Consider the following 23,798-nt stretch of genomic DNA (forward strand, 5'->3'; position numbering starts at 1 on the left):
GTGGCGGGACGGCCTGTCAAGGGTCGCCGCAGGCGATCGCGCAGCGACGCGACCGCAGGGAGCGCCCTTGACAGGGCGGCCCGACGCGGAAGGACAGTGGGACTGACGGGAAATCCCCAACCCTTCCTCGCTCCCGACCGGCCGGGGCACCGACCACCCCCGACCCGCCGGGGCCCCCTACCGCCTCCGGGCCCGCCACACCAGGTACGCCGCCGAAGCGATGCCCGCGCCTCTCAGGAGCCAGGGCCACATGCCCTGCAGGGCGGTGCTCAGCTGGTCCTCCGGCAGGGCCTCGCCCCAGCGGCCGTTCATGCGGCCCCACACCCACACCACCGCTCCCGTGAGCACCACGCCCGGCGGGCCGAAGACGGTCCACTTCCGTTCGGTGGGGCCCAGGGCCCTCGACGCGTACGGCAGGAGCCAGCCGACGACCAGCAGCAGCCAGTACCCGCTGACCACCCCGGCTACCAGCACGGCCGCGGCCAGCAGGAGGAAGGCGTTCGGGCGCGGCCGGGCGGCGGCGGAGGTCTCCTCCGCCGCCGGCTCAGCGGCCGCGGCCTCGCGCCTGGCGCGCCGCCGGTCGCGGAGGAAGCGTACGAGGGTCGGGGGTCGGTCCTCCCCCGCTCCGCCCGCCCGGCCCTTCACCCCGGCGTCGGCAGCGGCCTCGTCCTCCTCCGCCCCCGCCCCCTCCCTCTCCTTGAACAGGTCCGGGATCTCGATGCCGCCCGCGAACCCCTCCACCTGCGGCCCGCGCCCGTACGCGCCCGGCGCCACCCGCCACCAGTCGGGCTCGGCGCCGTCGGACGGTCCGAGTTCGTCGAGGCCTGCCAGGTGCGGCGGTACGTTCTGGGGCTCGGCCGCCGGCCCCTGTGGCGGCACGCTCTTGCGGCGCAGCCGGCCCGGGCCCCGCTGGACCGGTACCGCCGACGTGGGAGCCGGCTCCGGGACCGCGGCGGGGACGACGGAGGAAGAACCGGAACCGGAACCGGAACCGGAACGGGAACCAGACCCGGCCCCGGAACCAGACCCCGACCCGTACCCGGACCCGGCCCCCGACCGCGTCCCCAGCCTGTCCAGGACCTCCTCCGGGGTGCCGATGCGTTCCAGGATGCGGCGCACGGCCGCCGGGGTATCCGGGTCGTACTTGGCGCGCCGACTGTCGATCTCGTCCCGCAGCCCCGCCACGAGCCTCATCCGGTCTCCGGAGGCGAGCTGCCGCCGCTGCGCCAAGTCCCCGACGCGGCTCAGATATTCGTAGACCAGATGATCGCTTTCGATCCCCATGCCCCGGCTCCTCCCAATCCCGCTGCCCGAAAGGTAGCGCGTGCGCCCGTGGAGCGGCCGTCGGCGCAACGGATACCGTTGACCGGATGGGGGCCGGGCGACGCGTGCCGGCCGATGCGACCAGGAGGCGACCGTGCCCGAGGCAAGCACTGCGGGAGCAGAGGGAGCAGAGGGAGCAGCAGGGGCACCCGGCGGCCGCCCCGCGAGCAGCCGCACCACCGACAGCCACACCGCCGGCAGCGCAAGCCCCGCGGGCAGCACCCCCGGAAGCAGCACCACCCCCGGAAGCAGCACCGCCCCCGCCGCCCCCCGCTCCCTCGCCGAGGCGCTCCGGGCCCGTGACGACGCTGCGCTCGCCGCGCTGCTCCATGCCCGCCCGGACCTGCTCAGCCCCGTACCCGGCGACGTGACGCAGCTGGCCACCCGGGCCGGGACGCGGGCCTCGGTGGTGCGGGCGCTCGACCGCCTCGACCGGTTCGCACTGCAGACCGCCGAGGCCCTGGCGGTGGCCCCCGAGCCGTGCCCGTACGAGGTGCTGGAGAGCCTGCTGACCGGTGACGGCGGCGAGGACGAGGCGGCCCGCTCCGCCCTCCCCCGCGCCCTCGCCACCCTCCGCGACCAGGCCCTGGTCTGGGGCGACGACGAGCGGCTGCGGCTGGTCCGCACCGCCCGCGAGCTCCTCGCGCCGTCCGCGCAGCGGCCCTCGCCGACGGGTCTGGGCCCCACGGTCTCCGAGGCCACGGCCGGCATGTCGCCGACCCGGATCCAGGAGATCGTGGCGGCCGCCGGGCTGCCCGCCACCCACGACCCGGTGTCCGCGGTGACGGCGCTGACCGCCCTGTTCACCGACCGGGAGCGGATGTCGCGGCTGCTGGACGAGGCCCCGGCGGAGGCGCACCAGGTGCTGGGCCGGCTCGTCTGGGGTCCTCCGTACGGCGAGGTGACGCCGAATCCGACGGCGCCGGTGCGCTGGCTGCGCGACCGGGGGCTGCTGCTGCCCGCCTCGGCGCGGACGGTGGTGCTGCCCCGCGAGGTGGCGCTGCACCTGCGGGGCGGGCTCGCGCACCGGTCCGTGGAGCCGGTGGCCCCGGCGGTGCCCGTGCACCGCGAGCACCGTCCACAGCTTGTGGACGCGAACGCGGCCGGGCAGGCGCTGGCCGCGCTGTCCACCGTCGAGGAACTGGTGAAGTCCTGGGAGCACGCCGGTCCGCCGGTGCTGCGCGCCGGCGGACTGTCCGTACGGGACCTGAAGCGGACGGCGGTGGCCCTCGACGTGGCCGAGCCGCAGGCCGCGTTCTGGATCGAACTCGCTTACGCGGCGGGCCTGCTGGCCAGTGACGGCGAGGCCGACGAGCGGTACGCGCCCACGCCCGCCTTCGACGACTGGCGCGAACTGCCGCCCGCGGAGCGGTGGTCGGCCCTCGCCGCGGCCTGGCTGCCGGCCACCCGGACGCCCGGTCTGGTCGGCGAGCAGGACGCCAAGGGCCGCACCCTCTCGGCGCTGGGCCCCGAACTCGACCGCTCCGGCGCCCCCGAGGTGCGCAGACGGGTCCTCGAACTCCTCGCCGACCTGCCCGAAGGCGCCTCCGCGGACCCGGATGCGATCCTCGCCCGGCTCGCGTGGGAGCGTCCCGTACGCGGTACGAGCGAGCTGCGCGCCCGCCTCGCCCGGTGGGCGCTGGCCGACGCGGAGGTCCTCGGCGTCACCGGGCGCGGCGCGCTCTCCGGCCCGGGCCGCGCCCTGCTCGCGCACGCGGACCCCGCCCCCCTGCTGGCACCGCTCCTCCCCGAGCCCGTGGACCACGTCCTCCTCCAGGCCGACCTCACGGCGGTGGCCCCGGGCCCGCTGCGGCGCCCGCTCGCCGAGGTCCTGGCGGTGCTGGCGGACGTGGAGTCCAAGGGCGGGGCGACGGTGTACCGGTTCACGGCCGGGTCGGTGCGCCGTGCCCTGGACGCCGGGCGGACCGCCGCCGACCTGCACGCCTTCCTCGCCGAGCACAGCATCACCCCGGTGCCGCAGCCGCTGGCGTACCTGATCGACGATGTGGCCCGGCGCCACGGGCACCTGCGCGTGGGGGCCGCGTCCTCGTACGTGCGCTGCGACGACGACGGCATGCTGAACGAGATCCTGGCCGACAAGCGCTCGGCGGGCCTGGGCCTGCGCCGCCTCGCCCCGACCGTGCTGGCGGCCCAGGCCGAACCGACCGCGCTGCTCGACGGCCTGCGGGCGATGGGCTACGCCCCGGCGGCGGAATCCCGTACCGGCGACGTCCTGGTGGCCCGCGCGGACGTCCACCGCACCCCGGCCCGGCAGGCACCCGTGCCGGTCCCGGACGGCCCGCCGGTCCCGGACGAGACGCTGCTCGGCGCGGCCGTACGGGCGATCCGCGCGGGTGACGTGGCACTGACGGCGGTCCGCAAGGAGCCGGCGTCGGCGTCGGCATCGGCGTCGGCGGCGGCGTCCGTGGTCCCCGGCGAACTCCCGCGCACGAGCGCGGCGGAGACCCTGGCCACGGTCCAGGCGGCGGCCCTGACCGGGTCGGCGGTGTGGATCGGCTACGTGAACGCGGAGGGCGCGGCGAGCCAGCGGGTCATCGCCCCGGTCCGCGTGGAGGGCGGTTTCGTCACGGGCTACGACCACACGGCGGACGAGGTACGCACGTACGCGCTGCACCGGATCACGGGCGTGGCGGAACTGGCGGAGGAACACCTCTAGCCCGCGCCGCCCGCCGCCACGGCGCGGCCCGGCCCAGCGCGGCCCGGCCCAGCGCGGCCCGGCCCGGGGCATCCGGCGCGGCGCCGTTGCGGGGCTCCGCCCCGGACCCCCCGCCTCAAACGCCGGCGCGGCTGCAGTGACCCGGCCCAGCGCGCCCCGGCCCGGCCCGGGCATCCGGCGCGGCGCCGTTGCGGGGCGCCGCCCGGACCCCGCGCCTCAAACGCCGGCGCGGCTGGAATGGCCCGGCCCAGCGCGCCCCGGCCCGGCCCGGGCATCCGGCGCGGCGCCGTTGCGGGGCTCCGCCCCGGACCCCCCGCCTCAAACGCCGGCGCGGCTGGAATGGCCCGGCCGGCGGAAAACGGCTGGCGGCCGCCGCAGGCGCCCCGCACTCTGAACGGCATGCACGCCACGCCCGCCCGGCAGATCCGCGCCGCGCACACCGACACCACCGTCACCGTCTACCAGGCCTACGCCCCCCACCTCGGCGGCCCCGCCGCCCGCGACGGCCGGTTCCCGCCCGCCTGGAAGCGGGAGCGCATGACGTGGATCAAGCCATCGTTCCTGTGGATGATGTACCGCTGCGGCTGGGCCACGAAGGCCGACCAGGAGACGGTCCTGGCCGTCGAGATCACCCGCGCCGGCTTCGACCGGGCGCTGCGCGAGGCCTGCCTGTCGCACTACGTCCCCTCCGTGCACGCGGACCGCGAAGCCTGGCAGGAGTCGGTGCGCACGACCTCGGCGCGCGTCCAGTGGGACCCGGAGCGCGACCTCCACCTCAGCCCGCTCCCGCACCGCTCGCTCCAGCTGGGCCTGTCGGGGCCGTTCTCCCGCGCCTACGCCGACGAGTGGACGGTCTCCATCCGCGACGTCACCCCGCTGGCCCGGGAGATCCACGGCCTGGTGCGGGCCGGGGACACGGCCGCCGCGCGGACCCTGCTGCCCGTGGAGACCCCGTACCCGGCGGGCCCGCTGGAGCATCTCGGCGCGTAGCCTGACAGCCGCCGGAAAAGCGGAACCACCATGCTTGTTTTCGCAGGTCAGAGCGGACATGGCGGGTTCCGGCCGCTGTTGCACAGCGGTGACAGACGCGCGGTGGATCAGTGATCTGCGATGTGTGAAGATCGGTACATCGCAGCAGCGGCCGAGGGGAATGCAGGACCGGCCCGAGAGCGACACCCCGCAGCACCCGCCGCACCCGCCGCATCCGCAGCACCTCGCATGACCACGCACCACCCGGCCCGGCACTCCACCACTGCCGTGTCCACCGACCGTCTTCTCCACCCTCGCCGGCCGCCGCCGCTCCGCGCCGCTCGCCTGCCCTTCGTGATTCCTTGGGGGGATTCCGCATGTCCGCTCGCACCGCCGCCCGTCGCCACCTCCGCTCCGCGGCCGCCACCGCCGTCGTGGCCGCCGTCGCCGGTACCGTCCTCGTCCCGCTGTCGGCGTACGCCGCCCCGGCCGAGGCCGGCAACCAGCACGCGCTGAAGATCACGATGGGCGCCCCGGCACCGAGCGGCCCGCTGACCCGCGGCGGTGCCGCCGAGACCTTCGAGCTGACCGTCGCCAACCCCTCCGACAAGCCGCACTCCTTCCACCCGTGGATCCTCGGCACGCCGGCCGGTGCGAGCCCGCTCCAGCAGGCCGACGTCGTCTTCAAGGTCGAGGGCGTGACCGCGCCGGCGACCCAGTCCTTCATCGGGCACCAGGACGGCCAGTGGCAGGGCATGTTCCACCCGGCCGGCAAGCAGGCGGGCGAGCCCTTCGAGATCCCGGCGGGCGGCAAGCTGACCTGGAAGGTCACGATCGGTCTCGGCACGGGCTACCCGACCAACGACGGCGACTTCACGGTCCACCCCACGAGCTACGCGAACGAGGTGGCGCAGGACGGCGACGCCGGCACCTTCACCTTCAAGACCGACCCCACCGTCAAGCCGGGCAGCCTGGAGACCTGGTTCGACCAGATCAACCCCTGCCAGGACAAGACCCCCGAGTACCAGTGCCGTGAGATGGACCTGCGCTACCGCGCCACGGGCGACGGCGAGTTCGGCACGGCCCTGGGCACCTACCTGGAGCTGGACCTCGCCGACGGCAGCTCCCCCGAAGGGGCCGACGTCCGGCTCCAGGTCCAGACCGACGGCCAGTGGAAGGACCTGTCCGCGAAGGACGGCTACCGGCTGGCCGACATCCCGAAGGGCTTCGGCAAGGCCTCCGGCGAGCACAAGGTGCACCTGCGCGCCAAGCTCGGGCCGAACTCGAAGCTGAAGAAGCAGACCACCGTCAACCTGAACGCGCAGATCGGCCTGGCCGAGGGCAACACCTACCCCTTCGCCGAGGCCCAGGCCAAGTTCCAGATCGCCCCGGCCACCACCACGACCTCGCCTTCGCCCTCGCCGAGCGGCTCCGCCACCACGCAGCCGTCGACGAGCCCCTCGCCCTCCGCGTCCACGTCCGCGTCCGCCTCGGCCTCCGCGTCCGCCACCAACGCCACGGGCGGCAACACCAACACCACGGGCAACGGCAGCTCGGGCTCCCTCGCGCACACCGGCGCCGACTCCAACACCGGGCTGTACGCCGGCCTGGCCGCCGCCCTCGTCGCCCTCGGCGGGGCCGCCGCCTGGCTCGGCGCCCGCCGCCGCAAGGCCGTCCAGGGCTGACCCGCCCCGACAGACCGCAGGGGCCCGGCACACACGTGCCGGGCCCCTGCGGCGTTCCGCGGCGCGCATCACCGGGCCGCGTAGTCGATCCGTTCCCGCTCGAACGGCCACACCTCGGCGAGCCAGCGCGTGACGGCCGAGTACAGGACCGCGTCGAGCGGAGCCCGGTCGGCCCGTACCCAGGAACTGACGTTCACCCGCTCGGGCGCGTCCTTCCCCGGGTAGATGTAGAGGCATCCGATGACGTCCTCACCGTCCAGCACGCTGTACGTGAACCCGCGGCGCTCGGCGAAGTCCTGGGCGTGACGCACCAGATCCGCCAGGTTCGCCTCGGCGGACATCCCCTCCACGGGCGGCCACGTCCGCCCCACGAATCCGGGCGTGGCGCGGACGTGCGCGATGCTCCCGCTCCATGCGGCGAGGTCCCGCTCGTTGTGCTGCGGCCCGAGCGGCTCCAGCCGGAAGCCGTCACCGTCGAACGCACGCGGCACCTCGAACCCACCGGGGACGAAGGGCGGCGGCGGTGCGCCGGCGGCTCCCTCGCACTGATCGTTCGGCTGATCACTCGGCTGATCACTCATGCGGTGGACCCTACGCACGCCCCCCGCCCGAGCGCGCGGCTTTATCCGCCGACGGGAGCCTGGGAACGCAGGCCCGGGTGGAGCGAGCGCTGCACGCCCTCGTACCAGGCGATGGCCTCCCGGCAGGCGCGGGCGAAGTCCATGAAGTGGCCGTTGCGGGAGTTCTGACGGTTCACCGCGCCGCCCGGCCTGTCGTACAGCCAGTCGCGCAGTTCCCTGGTGAGCTCCAGCTGCACGCCCTCACCGGTCAGGGTGCGGTTGCAGATGTTCGCCGGCTCGTCACCGTTGACCTGGTCGCCGCCGGCGAAGATCTGGAATCCCGCCTTCTTGAGGTTGGTTCCGATGGCCCCGCGCAGGGTGGCGTTGCGCCCGCCGAGGACCACCCCCTTCAGGTCCTCGCCCGGCTTGGGGTCGTCCGTCCGCTTCGGGTTGGCGTCCTGCCACGTGCAGCCGTGCACGCTCACGGTGTTGAAGCTCCCGGCGACGAGGGAGCGCGCCACCGGGTCGTCGCAGTTGACGGAGGTGACGTGCAGTTCCCTGTTCGCGGGCGCGCTGGGGTCGGTCGAGGCGGTCCGGAGGCCCTCGAACATCCAGTAGTCGTAGACGACCGGATCGTCCTCGAACATCAGCTTCTGGCGGGTGACGTCCTTGGGGTCGTACCCGGCGATGCCCAGGCACAGCTCACTCGTTCCGACCTCGATGCCGCCGCCGTGGATCGCGAGGATCGTCGTCAGGTTGCCGGGCTCGACCGTGCCGGGATCGGAGTCGAGGAAGCCGTGCCGCCGGTAGCGGCGGGCGAAGTCGATGCCCTCCCCGTCCTGGGCGGGGGAGTTCTGGAAGAACTCGTACAGCTTGGTGTTCGAGGTGAACGTGTCGTCCGCCGAACCGGCGTACGCCGTCCCGGTGCCGAGCGCGCTCAGCACCGGCGCCCCCGCCGCCGCGGCCACCAGCCCGGTCAGCAGGGCCCGGCGACTGGCCCCCGCACCCTGCTGCCGCTCCCCCTGCTCCCCCTGCCCCTGCCCCTGCCCCTGCCCCTGCTGGCCCTGCCCGCCCCGCATCTCGTGCTCAGCCACGAGACCCCCCTCATGTACTGGTCTTTTCCTGTCTTCCTACGGTCGCCGAAAGCTAACATCCGCTGCCGCGACCAGGACCCGCCCGTCGGGCGCGACGATGTCCGAGGCCCGGATCATCACCCTGCGGGGGCCGGGCCCGAACCAGGAGTCGCCGCGAGCTCCAGATCCAGGTCGAGGTCGAGGTCGAGGTCGATGAACGCCACGGTGTCCCCGGGCAGCACGTAACGCCCGACCTCGGTGAACCCCCGCGCGAGCGCGAACCGCAGCCCCTCCGGGTTGCTCTCCAGCACCACGGTCCGCACCGTGCCGGCCCCGAACTGCCGGGCCTGCGCGATCCCGTGCTCGTACAGCGCCGAGCCCAGGCCGCGCCCCCGGTACCCGGGCAGCACCCGCGCGATCACGACCACCGGATCCTCACCGTCCGGCGGGCGCACCGTCATGCAGCCCACCAGCACGTCAGCGAGGTACGCCACCTCCAGGCGGTTGCGCCCGGCGCGCTCCCGCACCTCCTCCGGGGAAAGCGGAGCCGTGGGAACGACCAGGTTGTGGACGTGGCGCCAGTCCCGGAGCGTGCCGTCGCCACCGCCGCCGCCATCGCCGTCGGCACCGGCCCGCTCGACGCGGAAGCCGTCCGCCGTCCGCTCGTACGCCGTCGGCGGCGTCTGCCCGCTCGTCACCATCAGACCTCCCTCGACCATGATCCGGTTTCGGCCCGGGCAAGCCAACACGCCCCGGCCGCCCACTCCTCCCCGATAGGGCAGACTGGAGGTTTGGCCGCCCGCACCCGGGTGACCGCCCCGCGTCGGAAAGGTACGTGCGTGAACGGGCCTCTCATCGTCCAGAGCGACAAGACCCTCCTCCTGGAGGTCGACCACGAACTCGCCGGAGCCGCGCGCCGCGCCATCGCTCCCTTCGCCGAGCTGGAGCGGGCTCCCGAGCACATCCACACCTACCGGATCACCCCCCTCGGCCTGTGGAACGCCCGGGCCGCCGGGCACGACGCCGAGCAGGTCGTCGACGCGCTCGTGGAGTACTCCCGCTACCCCGTCCCGCACGCGCTGCTCGTCGACGTGGCCGAGACCATGGCCCGCTACGGCCGCCTCACCCTCTCCAAGCACCCCGTGCACGGCCTGGTCCTGACCAGCACGGACCGGCCGGTGCTGGAGGAGATCCTGCGTTCGAAGCGGATCACCCCGCTGGTCGGCGCCCGCATCGACCCCGACACCGTCGCCGTGCACCCCTCCGAGCGCGGCCAGATCAAGCAGACCCTCCTCAAGCTGGGCTGGCCGGCCGAGGACCTCGCCGGGTACGTGGACGGCGAAGCGCACCCGATCGACCTGGCCGAGGACGGCTGGGCGCTGCGGCCCTACCAGCAGCAGGCCGTCGAGGGCTTCTGGCACGGCGGTTCCGGAGTGGTCGTACTGCCCTGCGGCGCCGGCAAGACGCTGGTCGGCGCGGGCGCCATGGCCATGGCGAAGGCGACGACGCTGATCCTGGTGACGAACACCGTCTCGGCCCGCCAGTGGAAGCACGAGCTGGTGAAGCGGACCTCGCTGACGGAGGACGAGATCGGCGAGTACTCCGGCACCCGCAAGGAGATCCGCCCCGTCACCATCGCGACGTACCAGGTCCTCACCACGAAGCGGAAGGGCGTCTACCCGCACCTGGAGCTCTTCGACTCCCGGGACTGGGGCCTGATCGTCTACGACGAGGTGCACCTGCTGCCCGCCCCGGTCTTCAAGTTCACCGCCGACCTCCAGGCCCGCCGCCGGCTCGGCCTGACGGCCACGCTGGTCCGCGAGGACGGCCGGGAGTCCGACGTGTTCTCGCTCATCGGGCCGAAGCGTTTCGACGCGCCGTGGAAGGAGATCGAGGCGCAGGGCTACATCGCCCCGGCGGACTGCGTCGAGGTCCGCGTGAACCTCACCGAGTCGGAGCGGCTCGCGTACGCGACCGCCGAGACGGAGGAGAAGTACCGCTTCTGCGCGACGACGGCGACGAAGCGGAAGGTCACCGAGGCGCTGGTGCGCAAGCACAAGGGCGAGCAGACGCTGGTGATCGGCCAGTACATCGACCAGCTCGACGAGCTCGGCGAGCACCTGGACGCGCCCGTCATCAAGGGCGAGACGTCGAACGCGCAGCGCGAGAAGCTGTTCAACGCCTTCCGCGAGGGCGAGATCAGCGTGCTGGTGGTGTCGAAGGTCGCGAACTTCTCCATCGACCTGCCGGAGGCGACGGTCGCCATCCAGGTGTCGGGCACGTTCGGCTCCCGCCAGGAGGAGGCCCAGCGCCTGGGGCGCGTGCTGCGCCCGAAGTCGGACGGCCACGAGGCGCGGTTCTACTCGGTCGTCGCCCGCGACACGATCGACCAGGACTTCGCGGCCCACCGCCAGCGCTTCCTGGCCGAACAGGGCTACGCGTACCGGATCATGGACGCGGACGAACTACTGACCAGCGACTGACCGCCGGGCCACCCAGCCCCGCCGTGCACATCCAGCCCCGCCGGCGTTTGAGGCGCGGGGTCCGGGGCGGAGCCCCGGCAGCGGCGGTGCGCCGGCGAACGGACGGCACCCCGGACCGGGAGGTCACCGGCGGCGCCGCGCCGACGAACGGACGGCACCCCGGACCGGGAGGTCACCGGCGGTGGACGCCCGCGTCCTCGGCGTACTCACCGAGGACCACCACACTCACGGCCGCCGCCGCGAAGACCTTGGCCGCCCGCAGCGCATTGCCGACGAGGTGCCGGGGATGCGAGCCGGAAGAGGTGGCGGTGGCGCCGCTCGGGCGGCCGCCCTGGATCGGGGTGAAGGTTGCGGTGCTCATGTATCCATGGTGCGCTTCCGGCCACCCCCGCACATCGCCCTGCGGGCGGAACCCCAGGGCTCCGGGGATCCTCCTCCGGGCGCATGCCGGCCCCTAGTGGGTCTCCCCAAAGGGTGATGCCGCCGCCTCCCTCACCCGGACGGAGGTCCCGTACCCCCGGGACCCCGGACCCCCGAAACCCGTTCGCGCCCGCCCGCCCCGGTGACTACAATCTCCGCTCTTGCCGCCTCCCACCGCCCCACCGGGGAGAGCCGCCCGCCGGACGGTAACCGGCGGGCCAACTGTTCCGCACCAGCAGCTGGAGGCAGTCCCGTGCCCGCGCACGCCCCCGACACCACCCCCGACGCCGCACCCGGGGCCACCCCCGGCGCCGATCCCCTGGGCCGCGAACGTGCCCACCTCGCCGCGTCCCGCGCCGCGCTCCGTGCCATGCGCGAGGACGTGGAGGCCCTGGACATCCGCGACGTCACCGCGAACTGGGTCAACGCCATCGTGCTCCAGGCCCAGATCGACGACCGCATCAAGGCCCTCGCCGACCTCTCCCACACGCCCCTCTTCTTCGGCCGCCTGGACTACCTGCACGCGCCCGGCGCCGAGCTCGCCGAAGGCGCGGAGGGCGAGCAGTTCTACATCGGCCGACGCCACGTCCACGACGCCGGCGGCGACCCGATGGTCATCGACTGGCGCGCGCCGGTCTCCCAGCCGTTCTACCGGGCCTCCAAGCAGGACCCGCAGGACATCGGCCTGCGCCGGCGCTTCGGCTACACCGGCGGCGAGCTCACGGCGTACGAGGACGAGCACCTCTCCGACCCGGCCGAGTCGGCCTCCGTCAGCAAGCTGCTCCAGCAGGAGATCGAGCGCCCGCGCGTCGGCCCCATGCGGGACATCGTGGCCACGATCCAGCCCGAGCAGGACGAGATCGTCCGGTCCGGCCTCTCCGGTTCGGTCTGCGTGCAGGGCGGCCCCGGCACCGGGAAGACGGCCGTCGGCCTGCACCGGGTCGCGTACCTGCTCTACGCGCACCGCGACCGGCTCGCCCGCACCGGCACCCTCGTCATCGGGCCGAACCGTTCCTTCCTGCACTACATCGAGCAGGTCCTGCCGGCGCTCGGCGAGCTGGAGGTCAAGCAGGCCACCGTCGACGACCTGGTGGCCCGCGACGGCCTGGAGGTACGCGGTACGGACGCCGCCGAAACGGCCGTGGTCAAGGGCGACGCCCGGATGGCGGAGGTGCTGCGCCGCGCCCTCGCATCGCACGTGACGGCGCCCACCGAGGCCCTGATGGTGGTGCGCGGTTCGCGCCGATGGCGCGTGCCCTCGTACGAGCTGGCCGAGATGGTCGAGGAGCTCCAGAACCGCGACATCCGCTACGGGGCGGCCCGCGAGGCGCTCCCGCAGCGGATCGCGCACGCGGTGCTGGTGCGGATGGAGCAGGCGGGCGAGGCGCCGGACGACCGCGTACAGGACGCGGTGGCCCGCAACGCGGCGGTGAAGGCCGCCGTGAAGGAGATCTGGCCGCCGGTCGACCCGGCGAAGCTGGTGCTGCGCCTGCTCTCCGACCCCGATTTCCTGGCGGAGCACGCGGCGGACGTGCTCAGCGCGGACGAGCAGAAGCTGCTCCTGTGGGCCAAGCCCTTCCGCAGCGTGAAGTCGGCGAAGTGGTCGGCGGCGGACCTGGTCCTGATCGACGAGGCGGCGGACCTGGTCGAGCGCACCCACTCCCTGGGCCACGTCGTGGTCGACGAGGCCCAGGACCTCTCCCCCATGCAGTACCGGGCGGTGGGACGGCGCTGCACGACGGGCTCGGCGACGGTCCTGGGCGACCTCGCGCAGGGCACCACCCCGTGGGCCACGCGCAGCTGGGACGAGGCCCTCGCGCACCTGGGCAAGCCGGCGGCGGCGGTCGAGGAGCTGACGGCGGGCTTCCGCGTGCCGCGCGAGGTGATCGCGTACGCGTCGCGGCTGCTGCCGTCGATCTCGCCGGGGCTGGCGCCGGTCATGTCGGTCCGCGAGACCCCGGGCTCCCTGGTCGTCACGGAGACAGCGGACCCGGCGGACCTGACTCCGGCGGTCCTCGCCGCCTGCCGCGCGTCCCTCGCGCACGAGGGCTCGATCGGGCTGATCGCGGCGGACGCCCGGGTCCCGGCCCTGGCGGAGGCCCTGCGGGCGGCGGGCCTCCCGTACCTCTCGCCCGGCGAGGAGACGACGGCCGAGTCCCGCCTGACGCTGGTCCCCGCCTCGCTCGCGAAGGGTCTGGAGTACGACTACGTGGTCCTGGACGAGCCGGCGGCGATCGTGGACGGCGAGCCGGACGAACGCACCGGGCTGCGCCGCCTGTACGTCTGCCTCACCCGAGCCGTCTCGGGCCTCGCCCTCCTCCACTCGGCCCCCTTGCCGACGGCCCTGGCCTGACCCGCCGGCAATCCCAGCCCCGCCGGCGATTGAGGCGCGGGGGTGCGGGGGCGGAAGCCCCCGGCGCGGCGCCGCGCCCGACGTCCCGGCGGAGCCACATCCAGCCCCGCCGGCGATTGAGGCGCGGGGGTGCGGGGGCGGAAGCCCCCGGCGCGGCGCCGCGCCCGACGTCCCGGCGGCCCCGCGGGGCAGCGCCCCCGGGGCCAGGCCGTCAGGACAGGGCGGCTCGCCACTCCGCCACCGCCGCCGCCGAGACGGGCCGCCCCCACCCCTCGGGCCGCGCCGCCCCGCCGATGTGGAAGGCGTCGATGCCCGCGTCCCGAAGCGAAGGCAGGTGCGACAGGGTCAGGCCGCCGCCGACCAGGATCCGCGCCGCGTACCCCGGCTCCCCCCGCCGCGCCGCCCCCGCCTCCGCGAGCAGCACCGGCAGGCCCTCCTCGACCCCGGCCGGGGATCCGGCCGTCAGGTACGTGTCCAGGCCGGGGAGGTCCGCCAGCGCCTTGCGCAGCCCGTCCCGGTCCGCCGCGCGGTCGATCGCCCGGTGGAACGTCCACCGGCAGCCCTCCAGCTCCGCCACCACCGCCTCGACCGCGGCCAGGTCCGGGCTGCCGTCCGGGTTCAGGAAACCGAGGACGAACTCCCGCGCCCCTTCCGCCCGCAGCTCCCGTGCCGCCTCCACCACCACGGAGACGTCGCCCGCGGCGAACCCGTCCGCCTTGCGGAGCATCACGCGCAGCGGGATGTCGACCGCCGCCCTGATCGCCGCGAAGGTCTCGCGCGACGGGGTGAGACCGTCGGCGGCCATGTCGGTGACCAGCTCCAGTCGGTCCGCCCCACCGGCCTGGGCCGCGACCGCGTCCTCCACGTCGAGGGCGATCACCTCCAGGAGCGCACGGTTGCTCATTCGATGCCGTCCTTCTGTCCGAGTGTCCGCTATGGAAAATAGGTCTAGTCCAATATCAGGGTACGGGTCTCCGCCCGCGCTCCACCAGCACAATCACGCCACCCGCACAATGTGCGCATGGACACAGGCACCCCGCACGACGACACCCCCGCCCTCCGCGCGCACTGGCAGGCGACCGTCGCCGCCGCCGGCGCCTCCCCCCGGCTCGACCCCACCCCCTACGCCGACCGGCTCCTCGCCGCCTGGGCGGAGCCCCAGCGCCGCTACCACACCACCGCGCACCTGGCCGACGTACTCGCGCGGATCGACGTACTGGCCCCGCACGCCGCCGACCCCGCCGCCGTCCGGCTCGGCGCCTGGTTCCACGACGCCGTCTACCGGCCCGACCGCTCCGAGAACGAGGAGCGCAGCGCCGCCATGGCCGAACGCGCCCTGCCCGAGCTCGGCGTGGACGCCGCCCGCACCGCCGAGGTGGCCCGGCTGGTCCGGCTCACCGTCACCCACGACCCCGCCCCCGGCGACACCAACGGCGAGGTCCTGTGCGACGCCGACCTCGGCGTGCTCGCGGGCACCCCCGAGGCGTACGCCGCGTACGTGGCCGCCGTCCGCGAGGAGTACGGCTTCGTCCCCGACGAGGCCTTCCGCACCGGCCGCGCCGCCGTCCTGCGCCAGCTGCTCGACCTGCCCCGGCTCTTCCGCACCCCGTACGGCGCCGCGCACTGGGAGGCCCCGGCCCGCGCCAACCTCACCGCCGAGCTCGCGGATCTTTCGCGGCACCAGGGAATTTGATCGCGTTCACACCGGTTGGTGTCAGTCATGCCCGCCGATGCCCAGAGCCCCACAGCCCCCTCCCGCATGCCCGTGGCCGTCTACGTCCTCGGACTCTCCGTCTTCGCACTCGGTACCAGCGAGTTCATGCTCTCCGGCCTGCTGCCGCCCATCGCCGAGGACATGGGCGTCACGATCCCCCGGGCGGGCCTGCTCATATCGGCCTTCGCCATCGGCATGGTCATCGGTGCGCCCCTGCTGGCCGTGGCCACCCTGCGCCTGCCGCGCCGCACCACCCTCATCGCCCTCATCAGCCTCTTCGGCCTCGGACAGGTGGCGGGCGCGCTGGCCCCCTCGTACGAACTCCTCTTCGCCTCCCGCGTCGTCTCGGCCCTCGCCTGCGCGGGGTTCTGGGCCGTCGGCGCGGCCGTCGCCATCGCCATGGTCGACAAGGACCAGCGGGCCCGCGCGATGGCCGTCATGATCGGCGGCCTGTCCATCGCGAACGTCCTCGGCGTCCCGGCGGGCGCCTTCCTCGGCGAGCACCTGGGCTGGCGCTCGGCGTTCTGGTCGGTGGGCGCGGCATCCGCGATCGCCCTGGCCGGCATCCTCGCGCTGATCCCGCGCATCCCGCTGCCCACCGAGCGCCCCACGCCCCGCCGCGAGCTGCGCATCTACCGCGACCGCCAGGTCTGGCTGGCCGTCGGCATCACGTCCCTCGCCGCGGGCGGCGTCTTCTGCGCCTTCAGCTACCTGTCACCGCTGCTCACCCGGGTGGCCGGGCTCGACGCCGGGTGGGTCCCGTGGATCCTCGGCCTCTTCGGGATCGGCGCCCTCGTCGGCACCACCATCGGCGGCCGGGTCGCGGACGCGCACCTCTTCGGCGTGATGATCTGGGGCGTCACCGCCTCCACCGTCTTCCTCACCGCCCTCGCCCTGCTCGCCTCCACGGCGGCCGCGGCGATCGCGCTGTCCTTCCTCCTCGGCGTCTCGGCCTTCTTCACCGCCCCCGCGCTCAACGCCCGCATGTTCAACGTCGCCGGCGCCGCCCCCACCCTGGCCGGCGCCACCACCACGGCCGCCTTCAACCTGGGCAACACCGGCGGCCCCTGGCTCGGCGGCACCGTCATCGACGCGGGCCTCGGCTTCGCCGCCACCGCCTGGGCGGGCGCGGCGATGACCGTCACGGCGATCGCCCTCACCCTGACCGCCCTCCGCCTGCACCGCCGTACGCCCACCCCGACCCGCGTCGTGGCCTCCGCGAGCCCGGCCGCGAGCCGCGCCGGGGAGCCGGCCGCGGAGCCCGCCGGCGCCTGACCCCTACGAGAGGCGGGACCGCTCGGGGACGCGCGTCGGACGGGTCCCCGACGGCCGCTCCCCCATCGGCAACACCGTCACGAGGACCGTGACTCCGGAGCGCGTGTGGTCGCTCCCGCCGGAGGCCCGGCCGAGCGGCGTTGCTGAGCCGTCGGCCCCGGCACCGGCGCCGGCCGCCCCTTCGGGCGGCGCAGGCCGGCCTGGGTGATGCGGCGGACCAGCTCCTTGCTGCCGATCTCCACGGCGCCCGCCGCCACCGCGTCGGCGTAGCGGTGCGAGGGCACGTCGTAGTGGTCCCGCTCGAAGGCGCGGGGCGGGCAGCCGATGGACGCGGCGAAGGCGTGCAGTTCCTCGTACGAGACGTCGCTGACCAGGTGCGACCACATGCGGCCGTGCCCCGGCCAGGTCGGCGGGTCGATGTACACCGTCACCGGCGGCTCACCGGCCCGGGTGGAAGACCGGCCCGAGGGCGCCGACGGACGCCACCCTCACCCCCGCCTCCGAACACACCCAGTGCGGGTCGGGTCCCAGCTCCGGTTCCACGTCCAGGGCGTGCGGGTCGCCGTGCGTACAGACCGGGCACAGCGGCCAGCGGCCGTACTTCTCCAGCAGTGCGTCCTGTACGTCCTGGGCGACGAGCCCGGCGAGGTAGTCGACCCCCTCCGGCCACTGCTCCACCCACCACCGGCGGTGCGTGACCGAGTCCTCGACGAGGGAGACGACATCGGCATCGGCGACCTCACCGGCGGCGAGATCGGCGAGCACCAGTGCGCGGGCGACGTGCAGCGCCTGTTCCAGTGGGGTCGCGTGGTCCATGGGCTCATTGTCAACCCGGCGGGGCCATGTGGCGAAGCTCCTCTTCAGGAGGGGCCGTATGGCGCCTTGCCCCCACCCCGGGCCGAAAATAGATTTCACGCGTGAGCAGGAAGCCGAAGAAAACTTTCACCGGCACCGATCCAGCCCCGCCGGCGTTTGAGGCGCGGGGTCCGGGGCAGCGCCCCGGCTACGGCGCCGCACCGGACCCGTCCGCCCCACCGGACCCGCCCGCCCCACCGGTCCCGCCCGCCACCGCCCTCCGGGCCCGCGTGCGGAGTCTCGGGCCCTCCATGACACGGTCCGTGCGGGCCGTCGCCGAAGCCGTCGCCTCCGATCCCGCCGGGTGCGCCGCGCTCACCGTCACCGCGCTCGCCGAGCGCACCGGGACCAGCGAGGCCACCGTCGTCCGCACCGCCCGCCTCCTCGGCTACCCCGGCTACCGCGACCTGCGCCTCGCCCTCGCCGCGCTGGCCGCGCGGCAGGAGTCCGGCGCGGCCCCCGCCCTCACCGTCGGCATAGCCGTCGACGACCCCCTCTCCGACGTCGTCGCCAAGCTCGCGCACGAGGAGGCGCAGACCCTCGCCGACACCGCCGCCGGCCTCGACCTCACCCAGCTCGCCGCCGCCGTCGCGGCCCTCGCGGCCGCCCGCCGCATCGACGTCTACGGCATCGGCGCCTCCGCGCTCGTCGGCCAGGACCTCGTCCAGAAGCTGCAGCGCATCGGCCTCATCGCGCACGCCCACAGCGACCCCCACCTCGCCGTCACCAACGCCGTCCAGCTGCGCCCCGGCGACGTGGCCGTAGCCATCACCCACTCCGGTTCCACCGGAGACGTCATCGAACCGCTGCGAACCGCCTTCGAGCACGGCGCCACCACGATCGCCCTCACGGGCCGCCCGGGCGCGCCCGTCACCCACTACGCCGACCACGTCCTCGCCACCTCCGCCGCCCGCGAGACCGCGCTGCGCCCGGCCGCCATGTCCAGCCGTACCAGTCAGCTCCTCGTCGTCGACTGCCTGTTCGTCGCCGTCGCGCAGCAGACGTACGAGCGGGCCGCGCCCGCGCTCGCGGCCTCCTACGAGGCCCTCGCCCACCGGCACTCCGGCAGCCGCTAGCCCACCTGGAACCCCCATGACCGCGTACGCCGAACTCCGCGCCCAGCTCGCCGGCCTCACCACCGAGGCCTTCCGCCCCGAACTCGCCGACATCGACCGGCTGTCCACCCTCGACATCGCCCGCACGATGAACGCCGAGGACGCCACCGTCCCCGCCGCCGTCGCCGCGCGGCTGCCGCAGATCGCCGCCGCCATCGACGCGATCGCCGTACGCATGGCACGCGGCGGCCGGCTCGTCTACGCGGGCGCCGGCACCGCCGGCCGGATGGGCGTGCTGGACGCCAGCGAGTGCCCGCCCACCTTCAACACCGACCCGTCCGAGGTCGTCGGCCTGATCGCGGGCGGCCCCTCCGCGATGGTGAAGGCCGTCGAAGGCGCCGAGGACTCGGCCGAGTTGGCCGCGTCGGACCTCGCCGCGCTCGACATCGGCCCGGACGACACCGTCGTCGGCATCTCCGCCTCCGGCCGCACCCCGTACGCGGTCGGCGCCGTCGAGGCCGCCCGTACGCGCGGTGCGCTCACCGTCGGGCTCTCCTGCAACGCCGGCTCCGCGCTCGCGGCCGCCGCCGAGCACGGCATCGAGGTGGTCGTCGGGCCGGAGCTGCTCACCGGCTCCACCCGTCTGAAGGCCGGTACCGCGCAGAAGCTCGTGCTCAACCTCATCTCGACGATCACCATGATCCGGCTGGGCAAGACCTACGGGAACCTCATGGTCGACATGCGCTCGTCGAACGAGAAGCTGCGCGCCCGCGCCCGCCGCATCGTGTCCCTGGCCACCGGCGCGCCCGACGAGGAGATCGAGGCCGCGCTGACCGCCACCGGCGGCGAGGTGAAGAACGCCGTCCTCGTCATCCTCGGCGGGGTCGACGGTGACGCGGCCGCCGAACTCCTCGCCGCCTCCCGGGGCCACCTCCGCGCCGCCCTGGCCGCCGCCCGCCCCACCAGCTGACCGACGCGACCGGCCTACGACGACCCACGCCGGCCGACACCGGCCGGCGCCGGCCGGCGCCCCCGGTGCCCCGACCCGCCCCGACCCGCCCCGACCCGCCCCGACCCATCCCGACCATCCCGACAGCAAGGCGACCCCCACGATGCCTACTGAACCCGCCGGGCCCACCGGGCCCGCCAGCGGCACCAGCCCCACCGGGGCGACCCCGCCGCCCACCGACAAGAACCGCGCCACGGCCGCCGCGATCCTCCCCCTGGTCGGCGGCCCGGAGAACGTCACCTCGATCGCGCACTGCATGACCCGCCTGCGCATCGCCCTGCGCGACCGCTCGCTCGTCGACGACGAGGCGCTGAAGGCGCTGCCCGCGGTGATGGGCGTGGTCGAGGACGACACGTACCAGATCGTGCTCGGCCCGGGCGCCGTCGCCCGGGTGACCCCGGAGTTCGAGGCCCTGGTGGAGGAGGGCCGCGCGGCGGCGGCCCCGCACCGGGCCCCCGTGACCGCGGAAGGGCTCCGGGCCCGGGGCGCCGCCCTCAAGGAGGCCCGGAAGACCCGCAACGCGACCCCGTTCAAGCTGTTCCTGCGCCGCGTCGCGAACATCTTCGTCCCGCTGATCCCGGCCCTCATCGGCTGCGGTGTGATCGCGGGTCTGAACGGGCTCCTCACCAACCTCGGCTGGCTCCCGGCCCTGGTCCCCGCCCTCGCCGCGATCGCGTCCGGCTTCATGTCGCTGATCGCGGTGTTCGTCGGCTACAACACGGCCAAGGAGTTCGGCGGCACGGCGGTCCTGGGCGGTGCGGTCGCCGCCGTCATCGTCTTCCCCGGCGTAGCGAAGATCACCGCCTTCGGGCAGGAACTCAAGCCGGGCCAGGGCGGCGTGCTCGGCGCGCTGGCGGCCGCCCTGCTCGCGGTCCAGGTCGAGAAGTGGTGCCGGCGCTGGGTGCCGGAGACCCTGGACGTCCTGGTCACCCCCACCCTCACGGTGCTGGTCTCGGGCCTGGTCACCCTCTTCGGCCTGATGTTCCTCGCTGGCGAGGCCTCCGCCGCCATCGGCTCGTTCGCCAACTGGCTGCTCGCCACCGGCGGCGCCTTCGCGGGCCTGGTCCTCGGCGGGCTCTTCCTGCCGCTGGTGATGCTGGGCCTGCACCAGGCCCTGATCCCCATCCACACCACCCTCATCGAGCAGTCCGGCTACACCGTCCTGCTGCCCATCCTCGCCATGGCGGGCGCGGGCCAGGTCGGGGCGGCCATCGCCGTCTACTGCCGGCTCCCGCGCAACGGTTCGCTCCGCGCCACCATCAAGTCCGCGCTCCCGGCCGGTCTCCTCGGTGTCGGCGAGCCCCTGATCTACGGCGTCTCCCTGCCGCTCGGCCGCCCCTTCGTCACCGCCTGCGTCGGCGGCGCGGCGGGCGGAGCCTTCGTGGGCCTGTTCAACCAGCTCGGCCTGGCCTTCGGCTCCACCGCCATCGGCCCGTCGGGCTGGGCCCTGTTCCCCCTCCTGGACGGCGGGTCCGGCATGGGCGTCACGGTCGCCGTCTACGCGGGCGGCCTGCTGGTCGGCTACCTGGTGGGCTTCGCCGCCACGTTCTTCTTCGGCTTCACCAAGCAGATGCTGGCCGACCTGAACACCGACCCGGAGCCGACCGCTCCGGCCACCGCTCCCGAGTCGGCAAAGCAACCGGTCCCGGCGTAGCCGCCGCCGCCCGGCCCGATTGGCTGTCCGAACAGCCAAACGGCCCGGAAGGCGGGGGACCGCACTCAGCCGAGGGCCGGATAGTCCGTGTACCCGCGGTGGTCGCCGCCGAAGAAGGAGGCGGCGTCGGGGGTGTTGAACGGGCCGCCGGCCGCGAGACGGGCGGGGAGGTCGGGGTTGGCCAGGAACATCGCGCCGTAGGCGATCAGGTCCGCCGTGCCGTCCTCGACCAGCGCCAGCTCCCCCGGGCCCGTCACGTCGGCGCCGGTGAACGGGTTGAGGACGAAGGTGCCGGGCCACTCCTTGCGCAGCCGCAGGACCATCTCGCGCTGCCCCTCGGCTTCGAGCTGGTGCAGGTAGGCCAGGCCCAGCGGGGCGAGCCGGGCCACCAGCGCCCCGTAGGTCTCGTCCAGGTCGTCCTCGGTGATGTCGTTGTACGTGTTCCCCGGCGAGATGCGGAAGCCCACCCGGCTCCCGCCGATGGCCTCGGCCACCGCGGTCGCCACCTCGACGGCGAAGCGGATCCGGCCCGCGACCGAGCCGCCCCAGGCGTCGGTGCGACGGTTGGAGCCGGGGGCGAGGAACTGGTGGATCAGGTAGCCGTTCGCCCCGTGCAGCTCCACCCCGTCGAACCCGGCGGCCACCGCGTTGCGGGCCGCGGCGGCGTAGTCCTCGACGGTCCGGGCGATCTCGGCCTCGGTCAGCTCCACGGGCGTGGGCAGGTCCAGCATGCCCTGGTGGGTGAAGACCTGCCCCTTCGCCGCCACCGCGGACGGGGCGACGGGCAGCAGCCCGTCCGGCAACAGGCTGGGGTGCCCGATCCGGCCGGTGTGCATCAGCTGCGCGAAGATCACGCCGCCCTCGCGGTGCACGGCGTCGGTCACCGGGCGCCAGGACTCGACCTGCTCCGCGGAGTGCAGGCCCGGGGTGTTGGTGTAGCCCTGGCCGACCACCGAGGGCTGGATGCCCTCGCTGATGATCAGGCCGGCGCTCGCGCGCTGGGCGTAGTAGGCCGCCATGAGGTCCGTGGCCGTCGCGTCGGCCGCGTCGGCGCGGCTGCGGGTCATCGGGGCCATGACGATCCGGTTGGCCAGGCGCTTCCCGGCGAGGTCGTACGAGTCGAATGCCGTCGACATGATCGCGTTCCTTGTCTTCGCAGATGCCGCCGCTCGTGGCGGAGTTAGCTGTCCGAACAAGTAAATCCCCCGCCCCATTCCCTCGCGCCCGTGACCTACGCCACAACCGGCGCGGCTCCACTCCCGCCCCGGGCGATAAACTGGCCTCTGTTCGAGCAAGTGCACCCGGCAGCGAGGGACCCATGAGCGAGCCCGAGGGCACCACGCCCAGCAGCCGGCCGCCCTGCGTCGAGGTGGGCGCCATGTCCCACGCGATCTTCCGCGTGGCCCGCCTGCACCGCCTGCTCGCCCAGCAGCTCCTGCGCCGCGTCGGACTCCACCCCGGCCAGGAGCTGGTCATGATGCAGCTCTGGGACCGCGGCCCGCAGCGCCAGACCGACCTCGTACGCCTCCTCGGCTCGGACGCCGCCACCATGACGCGCACCATCAGGCGCCTCGAACACGCCGGCTTCGTCTGCCGCAGCCCCAGCGAGACCGACAGGCGCGCCACGATCATCGAGCCCACCACCGCCAGCCTCGCCCTGCGCCAGGAGGTCGAAAAGGTCTGGGCCGAACTGGAAAGCGCCGTCACCGACCACCTGACCGACGACGAGCAGTCCGAGGCCCTCGACACCCTGGCCAAACTGGAGTCCTGCCTCACCGAGGCCACCACGCCCGGCCACGCCACGGACGCATCTCCCGCATGATCCGGGGGAACATCCAGCCCCGCCGGCGTTTGAGGCGCGGGGTCCGGGGCGCAGGCCCCGGGAACATCCAGCCCCGCCGGCGTTTGAGGCGCGGGGTCCGGGGCGCAGGCCCCGGGAACATCCAGCCCCGCCGGCGTTTGAGGCGCGGGGTCCGGGGCGGAGCCCCGGGGAACGGTGGAAGGGCGGGCAGGGGACCAACCCCGCAGGGCCCCGGCGCGGCCCGGACCGGTCGGCCGCCGGCTCCGCAGGAGCGAGCACGGGCTCCGAGGCGGCGCGGCAGCCGCCTCCGCACGGACCCCGCATGAAGCTCCCCGCACCCGCGGCGGCCACCGCCACCCGGCTGGAGGTCGTACGCGTCACCGCCGGCCCGGAGCGCCTCGGCGAGCCCATGGCCGGTGACGCCGTGGCCCACTGGGACGGCCCCGAGGCCGTCGCCGCCCTGGCCGTGATCGGGAAGCTGCCCACGGGCACTCCCAACCTCTGCGCGTTCGCCCCGGGCTGGGGAATCCGCGCGTACCCGCACCCGGACAGCGCCGGCCCGCTCTTCGAGGCGGCGTTCTGCTACGGCTGCGACGAGGCCTGGCTCTGGGGCCCGGCCGTCCCCGAGCACATGGGCCGCCAGCTCTTCGACTCGTCCTCGCCGTACGCCCAGTACCTCCGCATGCGCTTCCGCGCCGCCGCACACGGACCGCCGCCGCCCGCAGGCCATCCGGGCGGGCCCGTACGGGCGTACGGCACGGCGCCCTGAAGGCGGGGCGGTGCGGGCCGGCTCCCGCCCGGGACTCGTGGCAGTGGTGGCCCCTGGGCCCCGGCACTGACCTCCGCGACGTGATGCCGCTCGCCCCGCGGCGCTGAACGCGGTCGTCGGAGT

At 74.6% G+C, this 23,798-nt stretch carries 21 protein-coding genes; 12 read left to right on the forward strand and 9 right to left on the reverse strand.

What is annotated here, in order from left to right:
* Nucleotides 1-177 precede the first annotated feature (177 nt).
* Nucleotides 178-1,284 (reverse strand): hypothetical protein, encoded by a 1,107-nt coding sequence (locus ACZ6Y1_RS29275; RefSeq protein WP_469636388.1) that lies wholly within the window; start codon nucleotides 1,282-1,284, stop codon nucleotides 178-180.
* Between the two features lie 133 nt (nucleotides 1,285-1,417).
* Between ACZ6Y1_RS29275 and ACZ6Y1_RS29280 the strand changes: the two genes are divergently transcribed.
* The 3 genes from ACZ6Y1_RS29280 (at nucleotide 1,418) to ACZ6Y1_RS29290 (ending at nucleotide 6,654) form a co-directional block, all read left to right on the forward strand.
* A complete protein-coding gene (locus ACZ6Y1_RS29280) occupies nucleotides 1,418-4,000 on the forward strand; it encodes a helicase-associated domain-containing protein (RefSeq protein ID WP_469636391.1) in 2,583 nt (860 codons plus the stop codon).
* A 399-nt stretch (nucleotides 4,001-4,399) separates the two neighbouring features.
* Nucleotides 4,400-4,990, forward strand: coding sequence for a DUF4291 domain-containing protein (locus ACZ6Y1_RS29285; RefSeq protein WP_469636394.1), 591 nt, complete (start codon nucleotides 4,400-4,402; stop codon nucleotides 4,988-4,990).
* Nucleotides 4,991-5,346: 356 nt separating this feature from the next.
* The gene (locus ACZ6Y1_RS29290) at nucleotides 5,347-6,654 is read left to right on the forward strand and encodes an LPXTG cell wall anchor domain-containing protein (protein WP_469636397.1); all 1,308 of its coding nucleotides are present in this window, start codon (nucleotides 5,347-5,349) and stop codon (nucleotides 6,652-6,654) included.
* Between the two features lie 68 nt (nucleotides 6,655-6,722).
* Here the strand turns inward: ACZ6Y1_RS29290 and ACZ6Y1_RS29295 are convergent, their stop codons facing one another.
* The 3 genes from ACZ6Y1_RS29295 to ACZ6Y1_RS29305 form a co-directional block, all read right to left on the reverse strand.
* A complete protein-coding gene (locus ACZ6Y1_RS29295) occupies nucleotides 6,723-7,235 on the reverse strand; it encodes an N-acetyltransferase (RefSeq protein ID WP_469636400.1) in 513 nt (170 codons plus the stop codon).
* 41 nt (nucleotides 7,236-7,276) lie between these two features.
* Entirely contained in the window at nucleotides 7,277-8,308 is a 1,032-nt protein-coding gene (locus ACZ6Y1_RS29300; protein WP_469636403.1) for a poly-gamma-glutamate hydrolase family protein, read from the reverse strand.
* Between the two features lie 116 nt (nucleotides 8,309-8,424).
* The gene (locus ACZ6Y1_RS29305; RefSeq protein WP_469636408.1) at nucleotides 8,425-8,988 is read right to left on the reverse strand and encodes a GNAT family N-acetyltransferase; all 564 of its coding nucleotides are present in this window, start codon (nucleotides 8,986-8,988) and stop codon (nucleotides 8,425-8,427) included.
* 138 nt (nucleotides 8,989-9,126) lie between these two features.
* Between ACZ6Y1_RS29305 and ACZ6Y1_RS29310 the strand changes: the two genes are divergently transcribed.
* On the forward strand, nucleotides 9,127-10,770 hold the full coding sequence (locus ACZ6Y1_RS29310; protein ID WP_469636411.1) for a DNA repair helicase XPB: 1,644 nt from the start codon (nucleotides 9,127-9,129) through the stop codon (nucleotides 10,768-10,770).
* 172 nt (nucleotides 10,771-10,942) lie between these two features.
* On the opposite strand, the gene ACZ6Y1_RS29315 is transcribed toward ACZ6Y1_RS29310, so the two are convergent.
* On the reverse strand, nucleotides 10,943-11,131 hold the full coding sequence (locus tag ACZ6Y1_RS29315) for a hypothetical protein (protein WP_469636414.1): 189 nt from the start codon (nucleotides 11,129-11,131) through the stop codon (nucleotides 10,943-10,945).
* A gap of 312 nt (nucleotides 11,132-11,443) precedes the next feature.
* On the opposite strand from ACZ6Y1_RS29315, the gene ACZ6Y1_RS29320 reads away from it, so the two are divergent.
* A complete protein-coding gene (locus ACZ6Y1_RS29320; protein WP_469636417.1) occupies nucleotides 11,444-13,543 on the forward strand; it encodes a HelD family protein in 2,100 nt (699 codons plus the stop codon).
* Between the two features lie 211 nt (nucleotides 13,544-13,754).
* On the opposite strand, the gene ACZ6Y1_RS29325 is transcribed toward ACZ6Y1_RS29320, so the two are convergent.
* Nucleotides 13,755-14,447 carry a copper homeostasis protein CutC gene (locus ACZ6Y1_RS29325; RefSeq protein ID WP_469636420.1) on the reverse strand — a complete coding sequence of 231 codons (693 nt, stop codon included), beginning with the start codon at nucleotides 14,445-14,447 and terminating at the stop codon, nucleotides 13,755-13,757.
* Between the two features lie 117 nt (nucleotides 14,448-14,564).
* On the opposite strand from ACZ6Y1_RS29325, the gene ACZ6Y1_RS29330 reads away from it, so the two are divergent.
* Together ACZ6Y1_RS29330 and ACZ6Y1_RS29335 are read left to right on the forward strand one after the other, a co-directional pair.
* Nucleotides 14,565-15,236 carry an HD domain-containing protein gene (locus ACZ6Y1_RS29330; protein WP_469636423.1) on the forward strand — a complete coding sequence of 224 codons (672 nt, stop codon included), beginning with the start codon at nucleotides 14,565-14,567 and terminating at the stop codon, nucleotides 15,234-15,236.
* A 66-nt stretch (nucleotides 15,237-15,302) separates the two neighbouring features.
* Entirely contained in the window at nucleotides 15,303-16,532 is a 1,230-nt protein-coding gene (locus ACZ6Y1_RS29335; RefSeq protein WP_469636792.1) for a Cmx/CmrA family chloramphenicol efflux MFS transporter, read from the forward strand.
* A 77-nt stretch (nucleotides 16,533-16,609) separates the two neighbouring features.
* Here ACZ6Y1_RS29335 and ACZ6Y1_RS29340 read toward each other — a convergent pair whose 3' ends face one another.
* Together ACZ6Y1_RS29340 and ACZ6Y1_RS29345 are read right to left on the reverse strand one after the other, a co-directional pair.
* On the reverse strand, nucleotides 16,610-16,963 hold the full coding sequence (locus ACZ6Y1_RS29340; protein WP_469636426.1) for a DUF4031 domain-containing protein: 354 nt from the start codon (nucleotides 16,961-16,963) through the stop codon (nucleotides 16,610-16,612).
* Nucleotides 16,964-16,970: 7 nt separating this feature from the next.
* Nucleotides 16,971-17,348, reverse strand: coding sequence for a hypothetical protein (locus ACZ6Y1_RS29345; RefSeq protein WP_403876883.1), 378 nt, complete (start codon nucleotides 17,346-17,348; stop codon nucleotides 16,971-16,973).
* Nucleotides 17,349-17,449: 101 nt separating this feature from the next.
* Here ACZ6Y1_RS29345 and ACZ6Y1_RS29350 point away from each other — a divergent pair, with 101 nt between their 5' ends.
* The 3 genes from ACZ6Y1_RS29350 (at nucleotide 17,450) to ACZ6Y1_RS29360 (ending at nucleotide 21,105) form a co-directional block, all read left to right on the forward strand.
* A complete protein-coding gene (locus ACZ6Y1_RS29350) occupies nucleotides 17,450-18,463 on the forward strand; it encodes a MurR/RpiR family transcriptional regulator (RefSeq protein ID WP_469636430.1) in 1,014 nt (337 codons plus the stop codon).
* A 16-nt stretch (nucleotides 18,464-18,479) separates the two neighbouring features.
* Nucleotides 18,480-19,412 (forward strand): N-acetylmuramic acid 6-phosphate etherase, encoded by a 933-nt coding sequence (murQ, locus tag ACZ6Y1_RS29355; protein ID WP_469636433.1) that lies wholly within the window; start codon nucleotides 18,480-18,482, stop codon nucleotides 19,410-19,412.
* 142 nt (nucleotides 19,413-19,554) lie between these two features.
* On the forward strand, nucleotides 19,555-21,105 hold the full coding sequence (locus ACZ6Y1_RS29360; RefSeq protein ID WP_469636436.1) for a PTS transporter subunit EIIC: 1,551 nt from the start codon (nucleotides 19,555-19,557) through the stop codon (nucleotides 21,103-21,105).
* Between the two features lie 65 nt (nucleotides 21,106-21,170).
* Here ACZ6Y1_RS29360 and ACZ6Y1_RS29365 read toward each other — a convergent pair whose 3' ends face one another.
* Nucleotides 21,171-22,241 carry an alkene reductase gene (locus tag ACZ6Y1_RS29365; RefSeq protein ID WP_469636439.1) on the reverse strand — a complete coding sequence of 357 codons (1,071 nt, stop codon included), beginning with the start codon at nucleotides 22,239-22,241 and terminating at the stop codon, nucleotides 21,171-21,173.
* Between the two features lie 182 nt (nucleotides 22,242-22,423).
* Between ACZ6Y1_RS29365 and ACZ6Y1_RS29370 the strand changes: the two genes are divergently transcribed.
* Both ACZ6Y1_RS29370 and ACZ6Y1_RS29375 read left to right on the forward strand, forming a co-directional pair.
* Nucleotides 22,424-22,927 (forward strand): MarR family winged helix-turn-helix transcriptional regulator, encoded by a 504-nt coding sequence (locus ACZ6Y1_RS29370; protein WP_469636442.1) that lies wholly within the window; start codon nucleotides 22,424-22,426, stop codon nucleotides 22,925-22,927.
* Nucleotides 22,928-23,228: 301 nt separating this feature from the next.
* A complete protein-coding gene (locus ACZ6Y1_RS29375; protein WP_469636444.1) occupies nucleotides 23,229-23,675 on the forward strand; it encodes a hypothetical protein in 447 nt (148 codons plus the stop codon).
* Nucleotides 23,676-23,798 lie beyond the last annotated feature (123 nt).

The organism is Streptomyces sp. NPDC053432, assembly GCF_055585365.1.

Coding starts and splice junctions, on each gene's coding strand:
- ACZ6Y1_RS29295 (WP_469636400.1), bottom strand. CDS start 7,235: ATGAGTGATCAGCCGAGTGATCAGCCGAACGATCAGTGCGAGGGAGCC.
- murQ (WP_469636433.1), top strand. CDS start 18,480: ATGACCGCGTACGCCGAACTCCGCGCCCAGCTCGCCGGCCTCACCACC.
- ACZ6Y1_RS29365 (WP_469636439.1), bottom strand. CDS start 22,241: ATGTCGACGGCATTCGACTCGTACGACCTCGCCGGGAAGCGCCTGGCC.
- ACZ6Y1_RS29370 (WP_469636442.1), top strand. CDS start 22,424: ATGAGCGAGCCCGAGGGCACCACGCCCAGCAGCCGGCCGCCCTGCGTC.
- ACZ6Y1_RS29360 (WP_469636436.1), top strand. CDS start 19,555: ATGCCTACTGAACCCGCCGGGCCCACCGGGCCCGCCAGCGGCACCAGC.
- ACZ6Y1_RS29290 (WP_469636397.1), top strand. CDS start 5,347: ATGTCCGCTCGCACCGCCGCCCGTCGCCACCTCCGCTCCGCGGCCGCC.
- ACZ6Y1_RS29305 (WP_469636408.1), bottom strand. CDS start 8,988: ATGGTGACGAGCGGGCAGACGCCGCCGACGGCGTACGAGCGGACGGCG.
- ACZ6Y1_RS29285 (WP_469636394.1), top strand. CDS start 4,400: ATGCACGCCACGCCCGCCCGGCAGATCCGCGCCGCGCACACCGACACC.
- ACZ6Y1_RS29315 (WP_469636414.1), bottom strand. CDS start 11,131: ATGAGCACCGCAACCTTCACCCCGATCCAGGGCGGCCGCCCGAGCGGC.
- ACZ6Y1_RS29330 (WP_469636423.1), top strand. CDS start 14,565: ATGGACACAGGCACCCCGCACGACGACACCCCCGCCCTCCGCGCGCAC.
- ACZ6Y1_RS29325 (WP_469636420.1), bottom strand. CDS start 14,447: ATGAGCAACCGTGCGCTCCTGGAGGTGATCGCCCTCGACGTGGAGGAC.
- ACZ6Y1_RS29335 (WP_469636792.1), top strand. CDS start 15,303: ATGCCCGTGGCCGTCTACGTCCTCGGACTCTCCGTCTTCGCACTCGGT.
- ACZ6Y1_RS29275 (WP_469636388.1), bottom strand. CDS start 1,284: ATGGGGATCGAAAGCGATCATCTGGTCTACGAATATCTGAGCCGCGTC.
- ACZ6Y1_RS29345 (WP_403876883.1), bottom strand. CDS start 17,348: ATGGACCACGCGACCCCACTGGAACAGGCGCTGCACGTCGCCCGCGCA.
- ACZ6Y1_RS29375 (WP_469636444.1), top strand. CDS start 23,229: ATGAAGCTCCCCGCACCCGCGGCGGCCACCGCCACCCGGCTGGAGGTC.